We start from the raw sequence: 15,215 nt of genomic DNA, 5'->3' as shown, positions 1-15,215 counted from the left end.
AGCAATCCAATTTGCCCCTGCCATCGCAATGTCGGTTGATTGCGATCCGGGAAGATGACGAGCTGCGGATTCGCCTCGCCCGCATATCCCGGCAATCGGCGAAATCCGGTCGAGTAGTTGTGAAAGCTGAGCCCGATTTGCTTCAAGTGATTTTGGCACTGGACGACCCGTGCCGCTTCGCGAACCGACTGCACCGCTGGCAAGAGCAACCCCACCAGTATCCCAATGATTGCGATCACGACCAGCAGTTCGACGAGCGTGAAGGCGCGGTGGATGGCTTGTCGCATGGCACTTTTTTGGGGTGAAATGACAAGAAGAAGAGCGGTGGTGTTTCGATATCGCGGACGTATGGCGGTTCATAAAACGACACATCGTCATGCGGGACCAACGATCGAAGGCTGCTTCACTATAATGGGGGGCTGCACACAGCCGCAAGCATTTTGTTGCATTGATGCGACCGTCCAAAATGGCGGTCCATCCTAGCAATGCGCATTAGTTTTGACGCGTGTTCTCGGTGATTCGTGCCGCGATCGACTGGGCGACCAATTCATGAGGTCCCAGATATGACGACAAGCGAATTTCGACGTCGGGGAACTTTGCCTGTGCTTGCGTCACGATCTGTTGGATCGCTTGAAACAAGCGGCCATCAAACAACAGATGAGGGTGGATCAGGATTTTACGGCTTCGGCTGTGTCGAGCCTGCTGCTCGAGTGTTTCTGCAAAACGTGGCTTGGCCATCGCGTAAAACGAGGTCGATGGATTGGTGATGCCTAGCCGGTAAGAAACCACTTCGCTCAATACTCGCATGTCAGCTTGCGCACACGGATCGTGGCTGCCACGACCGACCATCATCAACGTGATTTCATCTTCGGGGCGAGCGAAGCCTTTGTGTGCCGCTTGCAAGTGGTTGCATACCAATTCAACCAGTGCTGCTTGCCGTGAAATCGGACGTGTATGCGTGAACGACACATGCGGTGTTTCCGCTTGGCATTTTTGCACCAAGTCCGGAATGTCCTGCTTGGCGTGTCCGGCGGCAAATAGCAACAGCGGAGCGACGCGGATCTCCGACACGCCTTGGCTGACCAATCGGTTCCACGCTTCGGGAATCGTCGGTTGCTGGAACTCGAGCAAGCAGGGCTGAACCTGCATCGAGGGAAGATGGTGTTGCAGCTTTTCCGAAAGTTCGAAAAACTGCTGCGTGCCGACCTCGTCTCGTGTGCCATGACCCACCAACAAAACGCCGATTGGTTTGGTGTTTTGTTGGATTGGGTGGGTCGACGCAGGGCGAAGCTCAGGCACGATAGTTATGACAGCCGTTGTGGTTTCCGAGCCGATCTTTGTCGGTCGGCACTAGTGTACGACGTCCGATTTCGAGAAGCCTTCCTGTTCCAAAGCAGTCAAAGCTTGGCCGACATCGAATCCAGGCTTGTAGTGCACGATCACTTGTCGATTGTCGATGATGCCCTCTTCTTTCTGAGCGGCCAATTCAACGGTTTCAACCGCTTCGGTGTTTTCCAGCAGTTCCTTGACACGTGGGTAACACGATACCGAACAGTGCATTTCGGGAACTGCGAGCGTTAGCGTTCCTTCGTCGGCCATCACTTCGGTGGACACGGTTTCGGTCGCCGCGCTGGCCACTTCGTTGGTCGGTTGTGCGGCGTTTGGAGGCATTTTGGCAACCGCCATCATGATGATAACGGCGGCTAAGGCTGCGATCGCGTAAGCAATTCCACGCATGGAAAGTCTCTCTAAAAGAATGGGAATTCGTGAAAGAAAAAGGGTAAAAGTTGGTTTGACTGTAGCGTGCTTGCCGCCCGCGGCAAGGTCAGCTGTTCGTTTTTACACTTGGGTCATCGGCGACATTGACCCACACGTGGACGTGTGGGGCCCCGCGATAGTGCCATACAAAGGCGGGGCCTTCAAGACGCCAATTGTCCCACACCTTGTCATTGCCAATGTCGTGGTCTTGGTAGAACGACAATTCACAGGCTTCGAGTCCGCCCTGGCTCTTCAGACAGCGAACCACTTCGTCGCGATCGTTTTGGCGATACATTTCGACCAATTTTTGCAAAACCGTTTGCAGATGGGCTTGTTGATCGGCAGACATGTCCGAGACCGGTAATCCGGTTCGCTTGCCTTGTTTGCCACGAAAGTGAACGTTCTGCTCGCGAGGCGACTTTGCGACCAAGGCCTCTTTTTGTTGTCGTCCATCGAGCATTTTGTACAAGTCATTTGCTGCAATAGCTTGGTCCCAAAAGACATTGTCGATGTGGTTGGCACCTTCGTTGAGATCGGGCGCGTGGCCATAAAAAATCGGTCCACCAAATGCCACATGGTCGGTCGAATCGCCGTCGCAACGCAATGTCATGTGGCGACCGGTCATCACCATTTCGAACTTGCCTTTGCCCGGAGTCCCAAAGATTGCAATCGATTGTTCGTTTCCGAATCCGCCAGCGTCGTCTTCGAGTTGTTGGTAGTAGCGATCGTGCCAATCGGGATGAATGATCGATTCAAAAGTTTGCTTGATCAGGTCGCGTTGTTCTTCGCTATAGAAATCGTCGTTGATCTCGTGCTTGGTGATGTTCCAGTTATTGGCGACAAAAGTTCGCAGCAGACCGCGTTTGGGGTCTTGGTGATTCCAATCGAAACAGACGTCTCTGCGTTGTTTCTCGCTGAGGGTTTCGTACAGGCGACCCACCAGCGTTTCGGCAGTTGGCGTTGCTTCGGCTGCCTTCGCTGCCGAGGAGAACAGCGGGGTGGCTGCGGCACCCGCGATAGCAGCGCCTGTGATGGCAGCGGAGCTTTGTCCCAGAAATTGACGACGGTTGACGGCGTGCGGATCGTTCATTGCGTGGTCCAAATAGGTATGGGCGAGGGGCGGGGTAATGGCGGGCTTGAAGCCGAACTTCGCTATTATAGGGGGCTCGATCCGGCAGAGGAAAGCAAATGTGGCTGGCAAAACGCTCGGATTGCAAAACAAAAACGCCGCGGAGGAATCACTTCTCCCGCGGCGTTTCTCTTGTTTTTCGGTGATTCAGCGAGATGCTAGCTCTTCACTGGCTTTCGCATCTCGATCTCATAGCCTTCGCGATAGGGACGTGCTAAGAAGCTGTTGGCTTCCTCGTCACCTACGATTTGCTCGTTTGCATCGTCCCACTTCAAATCGCGGCCGAAGCGAGCGGAGATGCCTGCCAAATGGCAGACATTTAGCATTTGCATGTGCGTATGGACGTCCGAAATTGGTTCTTTGCGTTCGCGAACACAGTGCAGGAAGTTTGCCCAGTGTTGTTTGCGTCCGTTGTGTTCCATCGGCAATCCCTTGTAAACCTTGGAAATCGCATCTTCGGGCAAGGGGTTGCTGGCCAAATCCTCGACGGGTTTGCCAACCAATTTGCCGCGATTGACAAAGATTTTGCCTTTGGTTCCCGTGATCAAGACACCGTTGTCGGTATCGTTGCGAATGATCATTTCGGTATCGCCAGGATACTTCACGTTGAACTGGAACCCCGTTGCGGTGTTGTAGCGGTCGTTTTGTACCGGGAACCCATCTTTGAATTCGACGGGGTGTTTCGCCGTTCCGCTGATTGATTGTGGCCCTTCGGTTTGGCCGTTCAACTTCAGTGCCCAGTTACAAATGTCGACATGGTGAGCACCCCAGTCGGTCAGTTTTCCGCCAGAGTATTCGTACCACCAGCGGAATTCGTAGTGGCAGTTGGTGTGCGCGGTTTTGCCACTTTTCATGTATCGGTAATCCACCTTCGGAGCCGGGCCGAGCCAACGGTCCCAGTTCAAGTGCTCAGGCACTTCGGCGACCGGGATCTCGGGGCTCGACGGAGCGCCACCGATTGCGGCTTGAACCTGAGTGATCTTGCCGAGTCGGCCTTCGGCAACGATCGCCATCGCTTTGACGAATAAGTGGAACGTGCTTCGTTGTTGCGTGCCAACCTGCACAATTCGCCCGGTATCCTTTTGTACCTTGCGGATCAATTTGCCTTCGTCGATGGTCAACGTCAGCGGTTTTTCGCAGTACACGTCTTTTCCCGCCAACATCGCTTCGACAAGCGGTTTGGTGTGCCAGTGATCCGGAGTGGCAATGTGAAGGACGTCGATATCATCACGATCGAGGATTTCACGATAGTCTTCGTAGGTATCGGCTTTGCCATCGGCAAATCGCTTGTTGAATTTGTCGCTGCGGGTTTTGTCGACGTCTGCGACGGCAACCACATCCAACCATTCTTTGGCCGAATCGATGTTGCCCGTTGCCATGCCGCCGGCACCGATCACACCGATCGTCATTCGATCGTTCTTAGATTGAGTCTCCGCCGCTTGCGATTTCGCACTGCTGAAAAAGTAGGGGACGGAAGTCGCCGCACCCACCGCAGCGCTCGTTTTCAAAAATTCGCGTCGTCCATTGGCGCCTCGTCCATTAGCTTGGGCAGTACGCTCAGCAGAGGGGGTGTGCTTGTGGCGATTCATAGAATATCAACCTGTCTCATATTAGTGAAATTGAGGAGTCTTGGATGTTCCGGCAGTATATCTGAATTCAGCAACGAAGGAACAAGATTCGTAATGAATGACGCAGCAAGGCGGAGGAACGGTTTTGATTGTGCCCCGAGGGCTGGATGACGGGTTCGGTTATCCGAAATTGGCAGTCGTTTTGCCGGATCGGATGAGGAATCTCTGGCATCTGCTATCGAGAGGCTCGGCGTGATACACTTGTGGAATTGAATTTCGAAGCATTCTTTCCGTTTCTTAAACTCTTTACCGAGCCTCGCGTCCATGACTTTTCAATCCCACGTCCAAGCTTTGGATGCTGCGATCACCGAACGCAACGCAAAAGAAATCCGTTCTATCCTGCTTGGACTTGATTTCGTGCTGATCAATATCGACGACGAAGATGAGGGCGACGGTGACGAGGAGAGTATGGGAGCGTTGACGGCTGAGATCGAAGATGCGGACGTCTTGGTGGCCTTCAGCTCCGAAGAGAACGCGGGACTGTTTGTCGGTGAAATGGGAGACTTGTTCAGCGAAGAGGATGAGGTCCAAGGGTTTGTCGTCGATGGTGAGACGTTGCTCGAGTTTTTGCCCGAAGGCTTCGGTTTGCTGATCAATCCAGAAACCGAGTTCAAGCAGATCATCGATCCCGATCTTGCCACCGAGGTCCTCGAGCTGGGCGAGTCCGAATAGCGAAGCGATCGCTCACCGAGCTCAGGACGCTTGTTTGGGTTTCACTAAACAGTGGAACCCAACACACGGCTCTTCGTCTTCGCGTTCATCCGCCGCCGCTTGCAACAGGTCTTGGACTTGTTGCAGCCGCGCCGGGTTCAATGCCGCCGACACCACACGCTGCTGACCATCATCACCGACCACCACGGTGGTGATCACCGCAACGGTGTCTTCGTGCCGTAGCGCCGTGATGATGTGCTCGCCAACCTGTTGTTCGGCATTTTTGATCGTGGTGACAAATTGAGCGATCTGTTGCGAGTCCACATCGTTTGTCACCTGACCTGAACGCGACCGCGATTTCTCGTTGATCTGGATTTCGTCCGCAGATTCGTCGTGGGGCGAGCCCTGGTTATCGCTATCGTCCGAAGGGGAAGCGTTCATGCATCAAGTCCAAAGTTGCTGTCAATAAGAACGAAGCAGCATTCGCTCGGCGGTTTCATGGCGCCGGCACAGGCGACAAAAACATCTCAGCGGTTTCTCAGTTCATCCGCCGAGATCGTATCGATTCTGCCGAAACCTGTAATCAAATAGGCTTCGTCAATGTCAAAGCGGTAGAAGCCGAAATCTTCAAAGTCGGCATACACGGTAGCATGGGGATGTTTCCCCAGAAAAATCTCGCGTGCCACCTCTTCCTCGTCTTTGGCAATCCGAACACAGGTCCCGCACAGCGAGACGCGTGCGCCGGTGAGCGGAGCGACCGTTTGGTCACATTCCTCGGCAATCATCAGCGAGCAGCGGACACTATGGCTGAGGTTTTGAGTGTGTTTGGCGATCCCGCTCAGCAGCATCAGCACCGAAGTGGGGCTTTCCGATGCGATTGTCACCAGGCTCACGAACGGCGAGTTGTCTTCGTTTAACGTCCCAAGGCTGGCCGTCAACGCGTTCTCTGTAATCACGACGACCGTATTTGCATTCGCAACTTTTGTCATTTCATTTCCGTCATTTCAGTAACGACAAATCCTGTGCTGGGCACCTGATTTGGAAGGAGAAGGGGGAAGAAGGTTAACAGGATCAACTCAAACTGCAAACAAATACTTCACATTTGGTGCTCGTTTATTCTAGCTGGCGGTGAGTGATGTTGCACGTCTTGCTCCCGTTTGAGCAGCAACCATCCGCAGTCGGTCTTTTCACGGTCAATATGCACCGCAGTGGTGATTGGGGTGTGACAAAGCGATGTTGCGGGAAATCGAAGGAAATCGCTAAGGTGTGCTAAGCGATGTTGCCATCGTGGTGGACCCTGGCGGAACGGTCTCAGCAGGTGAGGGTTGTGTTGGCTTCGCAGCATCGCGTCGTGTCGTTTTTTAGAATGTTGGATTCTTCAGATGTCAGACGCTTCTTCGTCGCCATCGTCGCGGTCAGAAGAGACAGACGCTTTTTCAATGACGCGTCGCCGCACTTCGGGTTTGAGTAAAACTGTCACCCATGGCAGTGAAGGTATCGCGTTGATGCGGCGATACGATATTGATCTGGTATTGGATGTTGGTACCAATGGCGGGCAATACAGCCAAAATTTGATCCGCAGCGGATACGCGGGGCGGATCATCTCGTTCGAGCCCGATCCCAAGACCTATGCCACGCTTAGTAAGAGTCGCCGCGGTTTTCGAAATTGGAAAGCCGAGGCATTCGCGCTAAGCAGCAAAAACGGTACCGCGATGTTGCGTGTGGCGGCAAACGGGGGCAGCCACTCGTTACAACATTGCTATGAGGATGCGACCACGGTCGCTTCCGTATTGGACGGCGATTCCAATGCGTGGGTCGGCCGTGTGCCAGTCCGTACCCGGCGTCTCGATGCCGTGTTCAACGATTACTACACCAGCGGTGATCGATGTTTCCTCAAGCTGGATGTTCAGGGACATGAGCAACAAGTGTTCGCGGGGGCCAGCGGTTGTCTCGAGCGAATCATGGCGATTCAAGTGCCGTTGTCGTTTCGGCCAGTTGTCTCTCGGCCAGTTGTCTCTCGGTCTGCTGCGTCGTCGAAGCCGGAGAAGTGCGAACACTCGCACGAATGGCAGGAATTGATCGAATCGATGAATCAGCTCGGCTACGAGATGTTGCTATCGAGTCCCACGTTGTCAGAGCCTGTGGAACGGGGCGACCAAACCGAGGGGCTCTTTGTGCGACGTGAAGCCATCGCGGGACTGAAATCCGCAGCTTAACCGTCGTTGTAGAGCGGTGAACGTTATGCCGCGTGGCGTTTGGTTCGCTCGATTGCTCGCTTGGCATCTGCTTGCAGCAGCGATTTGCGTTTGCGAAAACCATCGAACACACGAATCGAGCGATTGCGGACCACGCTCCGTACCAGAAAAGGGTTGACCTTTTGTTGGCTGAAAAGATGCATGCCTCGACGTGTGACGGTTAGGTGACGTTTGTACTGCGATGCGATCGATTGCAGTGCTCGATGCGACCACAACGCAATGTGTTGACCACCTTCGAGCACGTAGTACCACCACTGGTCTGGTTGCGGCGCCGGGTCGGGAACAATGCGAGTTGAGATGATCCAATTGGCCCCGAGCGAATCAAGGGTTTTCAGATCTTGGTGCGGATCCGCCATGTGCTCAAACACTTCGAATGCCGTTGCTAAATCAAACTGTTGGGCACCGGGTTGGACTTCGTAGCCCTGCGCGAAAAGGTTTTCGCAGTAGGGATCGTAATGAGAAAAATCGTGGCCACGATCACGCATCATTCGTGTGAACATGCCATACCCGCCGCCATAATCGACACCCGATTCAATGCCCGGCATTACCAATCGCAGGGTGCGATCGACAATCTTTGCAAACGCTTCGTTTCGGCCTACCAAGCCGACGTCGGTGGACACAATCGCCGAGTCGTACGCTTCGTCTAGCCAGTACGGTGTTTCGGTCTGGATGAATTCGCAATCGACGCAGCGAAAGTATTCGATCTCGTGTCGGCCCAGGATGGTTGCTCGTGCGAATGATTCCGAACGTCCGTTGCAGACGAGGCAATCCATTGCCATGGCCGGGTCCTTGAAAGGTTATGATCTATGCGGCATGACGCACGCATTTTTGATTCAGCAAGTCTTCATAGACCTTTATCGTCTGCGCGGCAGTGTTTTCCCAGGAAAAATATTCGGCTCGGCGGTGACCGGCCGCGATTTTGCTAGCACGGTCGGAAATGGTGTCGTTCCCTGCGGCAACGAGCAGTTCGGCAAGTGCGTCGACGTTTTCAGGATCAAAGAAATAGCCGGCTGAGCCGGCGACCTCGCGCAGCGCAGCACAGGACGACGCAAAAACCGGGCATCCATTGATCATCGCTTCAAGCACGGGCAATCCAAAACCTTCCATTTTCGAAGGGAAAACGAAGGCGTTGCAGTGCTGGTAGAGGGTTTTTAGCAGCGAATCGTCTGCGGCAACGTACAGTTGCGTGCGAGGATCGTCGTTGGACCAACCCAGTGCCGCTTGCTCTCGCGGTTTCATCCGTGGGCCCACAAGCACAAGATTCAAATCGGGAGTTGCCTGCTTCATCTTGTTCCAAGCACGCCACAGCAGGTCAAAGTTCTTGTAGCCTCCGCGACGACCGACGAACAAAACAAAGGGACGCCCGCGGAGTTCGGTGGGCAGCGGAGCAGCATGCACGTCCGATAGCCCGCTTCCCAGGGGAGTGATCGAGGCACGGTGTGCCGCTGTCGGAAACCGCTCACACAATTCGTCGTAAGTGGTTTGCGAAATACAGCAGATGTGGTCCGCAACGTCGATCGCGTTGGCCTTCATCGTCAGCGACTTGCCCGTTGGATCGGTATCGGGAAATGCCTCGTGGATAAAGTCATAAACCGTGACGATCGTCGGCACGCCAGACCGCTGGATCGGACGTCGGCATAAACCTTGGTAATAGGTCCAATGAACGAGGTCGGCTTGCTGTTCTTGCATCCGTTTGCCGATGCGGCCGTGCTGAGCAGGATGCCAAAGTTTCCGCAGAAATTTGAGCGGCGGCCGCGTCGCCACCGCTTCGTATTGAAAACGAGGATGCGTAATCCCCGTCGCCGGTTCTTCCGGCCCGAGCATGATTGGCGTGGTGTCCGCGGGGAGTCGATTAATCAGCTCGACAAAATAACGTGCAACGCCGCCACAACGAAGCATCTCGAATATGGAACCTTCGTAAAGAACTCGCATGCTATCGTTAACTGTGGTCGGAGAATGGAGTGAACGGAATGAAAACGGTAGTAGTCAAGAAGGGCGTTGCGGACGAAGCACGTTGGGGTCGATAAACGTCGATAAACATTGCCCGGCGAAGATGTGTGATGGGTTGAGAAACCTTGTTTTATCTTCACAGGGGAGGGTTCGCGGGGCTCGTTTGGGGAGTTGGTCTAGCCCCGCAAGTTCGTTGTAGCAAACTTTCCACTTTTAAATAAAGACAATTCGAGTCTGTTCCCCATCAGGGTCTCCCCATCGGGGTCTGTCCCCCATGTGTTTTGCAAGCATTCCTCGCGTCCCAACTCAGGGTCCGTCCCAACTCAGGGTCTGTCCCCCGTGAGTCTCCCATCGGGGTCTGTCCCTCATGGAGTCCGCTAGCATTACTTCAGGGTCTGTCCCTCGTGGAAACGGTTGTCCCCCTTAAATAGGGTCTGTCCCCATTGAGGAGGCTGGTTTGCTAGCGTTGCTGGGGAGTGGGTTGTGGGCGATTCGTCAGACGGATGACGATCGCTCGGCGTGCGACCCGCAGTTGGCTTGCTGATTCTGATCGGTCATCTTCGGCAACTGGCTTCTGTCGATTTCTGATAGCCCGTCTGCTTTAACACCGATGTTCTCTCGCCAATCACCTTCGGCGACAGAACGACCCCTGATTTCAAGGGGATTTGAGTGCGGAGTCTCACAAAACTCAACAAGAAGCGAGTTAGGCGAAATAGACGTGGTTTGGCGTCGCGGGCCGGGCTCAGAGAGCAAAAAAAGAGGGGCTTGTCGTACGTTGATTCGCCTCGGAGGCGTATAATTTCGACTGGTACACGGTGAAGAGTCGAGGAAGAGTCGAGAAATGCGGTGCCACAAGCCCCCATTGGCCTCGACGATTCTGCGGTTTGCCTGCTACATTGCCCCGCTTGCCCAACTCGGCATTCTCCGACAACCCGAAACCATTCACAGGCCACCTACGCCGTGATCGTCATTCTGCAAAGCAACGTAACGGAAGAGCAAATCGATCACGTGCTTCAGCGGATCGAGGCTCTTGGGCTGCAGCATCACCTCAGCCGTGGGACGTTCCGCACGATCGTGGGCATCATCGGCGACGAAGAAAAGCTGCAGTCCGAGCCGCTCCATGCGATTCCGGGCGTGGCACAAGTCATTCCCGTGCTTCCACCCTACAAGTTGGCATCACGCGAAGCCCACCCCGAACCAAGTATCGTCGATGTTTCCGGGGTGAAAATTGGCAATGGGCATCTCGGCATGATCGCGGGCCCCTGCAGTGTCGAAGATCGTGACCGCATGTTCCGGATTGCCGAAAGTGTGTGCGAATCAGGTGCAAACCTGTTTCGCGGCGGCGCCTACAAGCCGCGAACCAGCCCCTATGCATTCCAGGGACTTGGCGAAGCAGGGCTCAAACTGCTACGTGAAGTGGGCGACAAATTCAATCTGCCGGTCGTCACCGAAGTCACAGATCCCCGATTGGTGGAACTGGTATCTGAACATGCGGACATGTTGCAGGTCGGGGCTCGCAATATGCAGAACTTTGCCTTGTTGACCGAAGTGGGCAAATCGCAGCGGCCGGTGCTATTAAAACGCGGCATGAGTGCCACGATCAACGATCTGCTGATGTGCGCCGAATACATTCTGTCGCAAGGCAACATGAACGTGGTGCTTTGTGAGCGTGGGGTCAAAGGATTTGATAGCCTGACGCGGAATCTGTTTGATGTCGCCGCTGTTCCCCTGATTCACAATTTGTCGCACTTGCCTGTGATTGTCGATCCATCGCACGCGACTGGCCGGCCTGATCTGATCCCCTCCTGTGCGTTGGCCGGTTTGGCTGCCGGGGCCGATGGGGTGCATATCGAAGTCCACGATTGCCCCGAAGAAGCCAAAAGTGACGGCCCTCAGGCTTTATTACCCGATCAATATCGTCAGCTTGCAGACCAAATGAAAGAACTTGCTAAGCTGTTTGGAAAAACTGTGTCCCCGCTTCCGGAGAAAATGGCTTGAGTCGTCAAACAATCATCGCTGGCAACTGGAAAATGAACACTCGTAGTGACAGTGCAGTCGCATTGGCCAAGGGAGTGGTTGCCGCCGTCGGGGAAACACCGACTGTCGAAGTGGTCCTATGTCCACCTTCGGTGTATCTGTCCAGCGTTGCGGATGCAGTCGCGGGAACTTCGGTCCAATTAGGAGCCCAGAACTTATACGCTGCCGAAGATGGGGCTTTCACGGGCGAAGTCAACGCATCGATGTTAACCGATGTTGGATGTGGCTTTGTGATCTTGGGCCACAGCGAGCGTCGTGCCTTGATGGGCGAAACCGATGCGGACGTCAGCAAGAAGCTGCATGCGGCACTTGCGGGCAACTTGGTGCCAATCGTGTGCGTTGGCGAAACGCTCGAAGAGCGTGAAGCGGGTAAAATGGAAGAAGTGATCGAAACGCAGGTTCGCGGATCGCTGGCAGGACTTGATGAGATCCGCGCTGCAGGAATTGTTGTGGCCTACGAGCCTGTATGGGCGATCGGGACCGGCAAAACGGCCTCTCCCGAGCAAGCCGAAGAGGTTCATGCCCTGATTCGCAAATTGTTGGGTGAGATGTTCACAACCGACGTAGCGGCACAGATCCGGATTCAATACGGTGGCAGCGTCAAACCAGGCAATGCCAAGGAATTGCTTGGGCAACCAAACATTGACGGAGCTTTGGTGGGCGGAGCTAGTCTGAAAGCCGATGACTTCGCAGGAATAATCGCGGCCGGCTAAACACGCCGCCGCGAAACATACAACTATTACAATGTCTATTTGAAGGACGAACAAAGTCATGATCGCTCAGATCGCTGGATTTTTGCTGATTGCGTCGCTCGAAGGAGCCATCTTGGGCTTCTTGATGGGATTTTTGTCGCTGTTTCTGATTCTGTTGGTGCTGATCCAACGTGGAAAAGGTGGCGGATTGACCGGAGCACTCGGAGGTCCTGGTGGACAAAGTGCATTTGGTAGCAAAGCAGGCGACACGTTTACCGTGATCACCGTGGTCGTTGCGACCGTTTGGGCGTTCTCATGTGCGTTCACCATGTGGTTGCTAGGCACCCATGCTCCGACAACGACCGCCGATTCGGTGATCAAGTCGGGCGGCGGCGACAAGGATCCAGTAGGCGAAACATTCACGCTGCCCAAGCTTGATGGCGAAGGAACCAGTGGTCTGGAGGCAGGACTATCTAGTGGCGACGAAACCCCGGAGACCCCGGAAAACACGGTTGAATTGACACCGGCAACCAGCGACGAATCCACCAGCGAACCGGCTGCGGACGAAACCAGCGAACCGGCTGCGGACGAAACCAGCGAACCGGCTGCGGACGAAACCAGCGAAGCCGCTGCGACCGACACCGCAGCGGAATCCGCCGACAGTGACGGCGACAAGTAGACTGCATGAGTTCTGTTATTCCTGAAAATGCTCGCAGCATGACCGGTCAAGGTCATGCGTCGCTGCAAACGGATCTCGGTACGTTTGTGGTGGAAGTACGTACGGTCAATAATCGCGGTTTCAAATGCGCTCTGCGATCAAGCGACGCGTTGTCAGCGTTTGATTCGCGAATTGAGTCGTTGGTCCGCAAGTTGATTCATCGCGGCAGCGTAAATCTTGCGGTCAATTGGAAGCGACCATCATCGGAAACGCTGCCCCAGATCGATCAAGCGGTGCTGGGGGCCTATTTCGAGCAGCTGCAGAAGGCCAAAGTTTCGTTTGCCAGCGATGCCGCGACGATCGATTTGGCCCAGTTGGCGATGTTGCCAGGCGTGGTGGTCCCACGGTCTCAGGAACGCGTCGATACCGCAGCGGTTTGGTCGGCGGTCGAGCAGGTGATTCGTGACGCGGTGGAAAGTCTCGACCAGATGCGGGCTCACGAAGGAGCTCACATGGCGATGAGTTTGCGAGTGGATTGTGATTTGATCCGCGATCACGTCCAACAAATCGCCGAGCTTGGGCCGCGAAGTGTCGATACCTACCAAAAACGTTTAGAGACAAAGATTCAGCGTGTGTTGGCTCAGCACGACATCGAAGTGCCGATGATCGATCTGTTACGCGAAGTCCAAATCTACGCCGACCGGGTGGACTACAGCGAAGAGATCACCCGGCTGGGCAGCCATTTGCAGCTGTTTCTGCAAACGTTAAGTGGCAACAATCAGGCGGCAGCCAGCGGTGAAACGGCGGGCGATCCCGAGCCGTCCGGCCGCAAACTCGAGTTTATCGTTCAAGAAATGCTGCGAGAAACCAACACGATCGGCAGCAAGGCGTCGCAGACGGAAATTTCGGGGCATGTCGTCGAGATCAAGTGTGCAATCGAACGGATGCGAGAATTGGTCCAAAATCTCGAATAATCCAGCGAAGGCAAGACATGAATTTGGAAGGACGTGGTCGGCTGATCATCATCTCCGGTCCTAGCGGAGCGGGTAAATCAACGGTGGTGCGCCAATTGCGACAGGAGTGCCCGCTACCGTTACAGCCAAGTATCTCGGCAACGACCCGCCAACCGCGGCCGGGGGAACAGGACGGAGTGGACTACTTTTTCTTGGACCACAATGAATTTGAGCGGCGACGCGAAGCCGGCGATTTTCTAGAGTGCAAAGAGGTGTTCGGCTGTGGCCATTGGTATGGCACGCTCCGAGAGCAGGTCGCCACTGGTCTAGACGCTGGTAAATGGGTAATTTTGGAGATCGATGTCCAAGGGGCCCTGGCTGTGCTGGATCACAAAGAGTTCAGCCCGATTACACTGTTCATTCACCCCGGTGGGATGGAAGAGCTCGAGCGGCGGCTTCGCACACGCGGGACCGAGTCCGAAGAAGCGATTGCGGCGCGGCTGGAAACCGCTTGCCGCGAGATGCAGTTCATGCATCGATACCAATACGAAATTATCAATGGGTCGGTCGATCGAGCCGTCTCGGAAATCTGCCAAATTTTGAAAGACCAAAAGGAAAAACAACCATGCTCGAAGAGCTAAAAGAAGAAGAGATCGTCAACAAGGTCGGTGGTCGGTTTAAGTTAAGCACGCTGATCCAAAAGCGTTTGGTGCAATTAAACCAAGGCAGCCGGGCACTCGTGAACGTTGACACGCACGACAAGATGACGATTGTGTTGCAGGAAATCATGCAAGACAAAATCGTGTTGAACATGGACAACGAAGTCCAATCGCTCGAAGATCTGACTGCGGCGGCCGATGCCGCTTCGGACGGCCCCGATTTGGATGCGTCGGATCTATGAGCGAGCAGAGGCGGGCAATCTTGCTCGCCGTCGGTGGGGGGATCGCTGCGTACAAGGTGGCGACCGTTTGTAGTCGACTCGTTCAATCGGGCTACGATCTGCGTACGGCAATGACCGCATCGGCAACTCAATTTATTGGCGCCGCCACATTCGCGGCGCTCTCCGGTAAAACGGTCGCTCAGGATTCCTTCGATCCTGGGCGATTTCCGTTAGGGGCTCACATCGAATGGACTCGCGATGTGGACTTGTTGATTGTTGCTCCGGCAACTGCGAATCTTTTAGCAAAGTTTGCCTCAGGGCTCGCCGACGATCTTATTAGCACGTTGTACTTGCAAGCCGAATGTCCCGTTTTGTTGGCGCCAGCCATGAGTGCGTCGATGTGGAGCAAACCGTCGGTCCAGCGGAACGTGGACACGCTGCGTCGTGATGGATGTCATTTTGTCGGTCCCGAGTCAGGTTGGCTTAGTTGCCGCGTTCGGGGCGAAGGGCGGATGGCCGAGCCTGATACGATCGTCGCTGCAGCGATTCAGCAATTGCCGGAATCGTAATGCTGTTTGCGTGGACGTTAGCTGTATCCTCCGCTAGCCAAGGCTTAGGCTGGCT

Annotated in this window: 18 protein-coding genes; 9 read left to right on the top strand and 9 right to left on the bottom strand. The window is 54.7% G+C overall.

The features are described 5' to 3' along the window. From RMSM_RS15590 to RMSM_RS15565, 5 genes are all read right to left on the bottom strand, one after another. Window positions 1-287: type II secretion system protein (locus tag RMSM_RS15590; protein ID WP_008697956.1), on the bottom strand; the 287-nt coding region annotated here is incomplete at its 3' end. Window positions 288-492: 205 nt separating this feature from the next. Next, window positions 493-1,299, bottom strand: a complete 807-nt coding sequence (locus RMSM_RS15585) for a sirohydrochlorin chelatase (protein ID WP_008697955.1) — start codon at window positions 1,297-1,299, stop codon at window positions 493-495. A 51-nt stretch (window positions 1,300-1,350) separates the two neighbouring features. Continuing rightward, window positions 1,351-1,737, bottom strand: coding sequence for a heavy-metal-associated domain-containing protein (locus RMSM_RS15580; RefSeq protein WP_008697954.1), 387 nt, complete (start codon window positions 1,735-1,737; stop codon window positions 1,351-1,353). Window positions 1,738-1,825: 88 nt separating this feature from the next. Continuing rightward, the gene (locus RMSM_RS15575) at window positions 1,826-2,848 is read right to left on the bottom strand and encodes a DUF3500 domain-containing protein (protein ID WP_008697953.1); all 1,023 of its coding nucleotides are present in this window, start codon (window positions 2,846-2,848) and stop codon (window positions 1,826-1,828) included. 197 nt (window positions 2,849-3,045) lie between these two features. Next, a complete protein-coding gene (locus tag RMSM_RS15565; protein WP_008697951.1) occupies window positions 3,046-4,476 on the bottom strand; it encodes a Gfo/Idh/MocA family oxidoreductase in 1,431 nt (476 codons plus the stop codon). Window positions 4,477-4,779: 303 nt separating this feature from the next. Between RMSM_RS15565 and RMSM_RS15555 the strand changes: the two genes are divergently transcribed. Continuing rightward, a complete protein-coding gene (locus RMSM_RS15555; protein WP_008697949.1) occupies window positions 4,780-5,187 on the top strand; it encodes an SseB family protein in 408 nt (135 codons plus the stop codon). A gap of 21 nt (window positions 5,188-5,208) precedes the next feature. Here RMSM_RS15555 and RMSM_RS15550 read toward each other — a convergent pair whose 3' ends face one another. Together RMSM_RS15550 and RMSM_RS15545 are read right to left on the bottom strand one after the other, a co-directional pair. Then, window positions 5,209-5,607 carry a hypothetical protein gene (locus RMSM_RS15550; RefSeq protein ID WP_008697948.1) on the bottom strand — a complete coding sequence of 133 codons (399 nt, stop codon included), beginning with the start codon at window positions 5,605-5,607 and terminating at the stop codon, window positions 5,209-5,211. An 86-nt stretch (window positions 5,608-5,693) separates the two neighbouring features. Further along, a complete protein-coding gene (locus tag RMSM_RS15545; protein WP_008697947.1) occupies window positions 5,694-6,155 on the bottom strand; it encodes a HugZ family pyridoxamine 5'-phosphate oxidase in 462 nt (153 codons plus the stop codon). Between the two features lie 393 nt (window positions 6,156-6,548). On the opposite strand from RMSM_RS15545, the gene RMSM_RS15540 reads away from it, so the two are divergent. Beyond that, on the top strand, window positions 6,549-7,382 hold the full coding sequence (locus tag RMSM_RS15540; protein WP_040767148.1) for an FkbM family methyltransferase: 834 nt from the start codon (window positions 6,549-6,551) through the stop codon (window positions 7,380-7,382). Between the two features lie 23 nt (window positions 7,383-7,405). Here the strand turns inward: RMSM_RS15540 and RMSM_RS15535 are convergent, their stop codons facing one another. Further along, the gene (locus RMSM_RS15535; RefSeq protein WP_008697945.1) at window positions 7,406-8,200 is read right to left on the bottom strand and encodes a class I SAM-dependent methyltransferase; all 795 of its coding nucleotides are present in this window, start codon (window positions 8,198-8,200) and stop codon (window positions 7,406-7,408) included. Window positions 8,201-8,225: 25 nt separating this feature from the next. Further along, entirely contained in the window at window positions 8,226-9,353 is a 1,128-nt protein-coding gene (locus tag RMSM_RS15530; RefSeq protein ID WP_008697944.1) for a glycosyltransferase family 4 protein, read from the bottom strand. A 978-nt stretch (window positions 9,354-10,331) separates the two neighbouring features. On the opposite strand from RMSM_RS15530, the gene aroF reads away from it, so the two are divergent. From aroF to RMSM_RS15495, 7 genes are read left to right on the top strand one after another with little or no spacing between them, the layout of a single operon-like run. Next, entirely contained in the window at window positions 10,332-11,369 is a 1,038-nt protein-coding gene (aroF, locus tag RMSM_RS15525; RefSeq protein ID WP_008697943.1) for a 3-deoxy-7-phosphoheptulonate synthase, read from the top strand. Next, window positions 11,366-12,121, top strand: a complete 756-nt coding sequence (gene tpiA, locus RMSM_RS15520; protein WP_008697942.1) for a triose-phosphate isomerase — start codon at window positions 11,366-11,368, stop codon at window positions 12,119-12,121. Before aroF ends, tpiA begins: the two co-directional genes overlap by 4 nt. A 58-nt stretch (window positions 12,122-12,179) precedes the next feature. Continuing rightward, the gene (secG, locus tag RMSM_RS36955; protein ID WP_008697941.1) at window positions 12,180-12,779 is read left to right on the top strand and encodes a preprotein translocase subunit SecG; all 600 of its coding nucleotides are present in this window, start codon (window positions 12,180-12,182) and stop codon (window positions 12,777-12,779) included. A gap of 5 nt (window positions 12,780-12,784) precedes the next feature. Beyond that, the gene (locus tag RMSM_RS15510) at window positions 12,785-13,732 is read left to right on the top strand and encodes a YicC family protein (RefSeq protein ID WP_008697940.1); all 948 of its coding nucleotides are present in this window, start codon (window positions 12,785-12,787) and stop codon (window positions 13,730-13,732) included. Between the two features lie 17 nt (window positions 13,733-13,749). Next, complete coding sequence (gene gmk, locus RMSM_RS15505) at window positions 13,750-14,352, top strand: guanylate kinase (protein WP_008697939.1); 603 nt, start codon at window positions 13,750-13,752, stop codon at window positions 14,350-14,352. Then, on the top strand, window positions 14,337-14,612 hold the full coding sequence (locus tag RMSM_RS15500) for a DNA-directed RNA polymerase subunit omega (RefSeq protein WP_008697938.1): 276 nt from the start codon (window positions 14,337-14,339) through the stop codon (window positions 14,610-14,612). The genes gmk and RMSM_RS15500 overlap by 16 nt, the downstream gene beginning before the upstream one ends. Continuing rightward, a complete protein-coding gene (locus RMSM_RS15495; protein ID WP_008697937.1) occupies window positions 14,609-15,160 on the top strand; it encodes a flavoprotein in 552 nt (183 codons plus the stop codon). The genes RMSM_RS15500 and RMSM_RS15495 overlap by 4 nt, the downstream gene beginning before the upstream one ends. Window positions 15,161-15,215 lie beyond the last annotated feature (55 nt).

The sequence above is a fragment of the Rhodopirellula maiorica SM1 genome, from assembly GCF_000346295.1.
Classification (GTDB): domain Bacteria; phylum Planctomycetota; class Planctomycetia; order Pirellulales; family Pirellulaceae; genus Novipirellula; species Novipirellula maiorica.
Note: the sequence above shows the minus strand (reverse complement) of the source record. Positions and strands in the feature narration are given on the sequence as shown.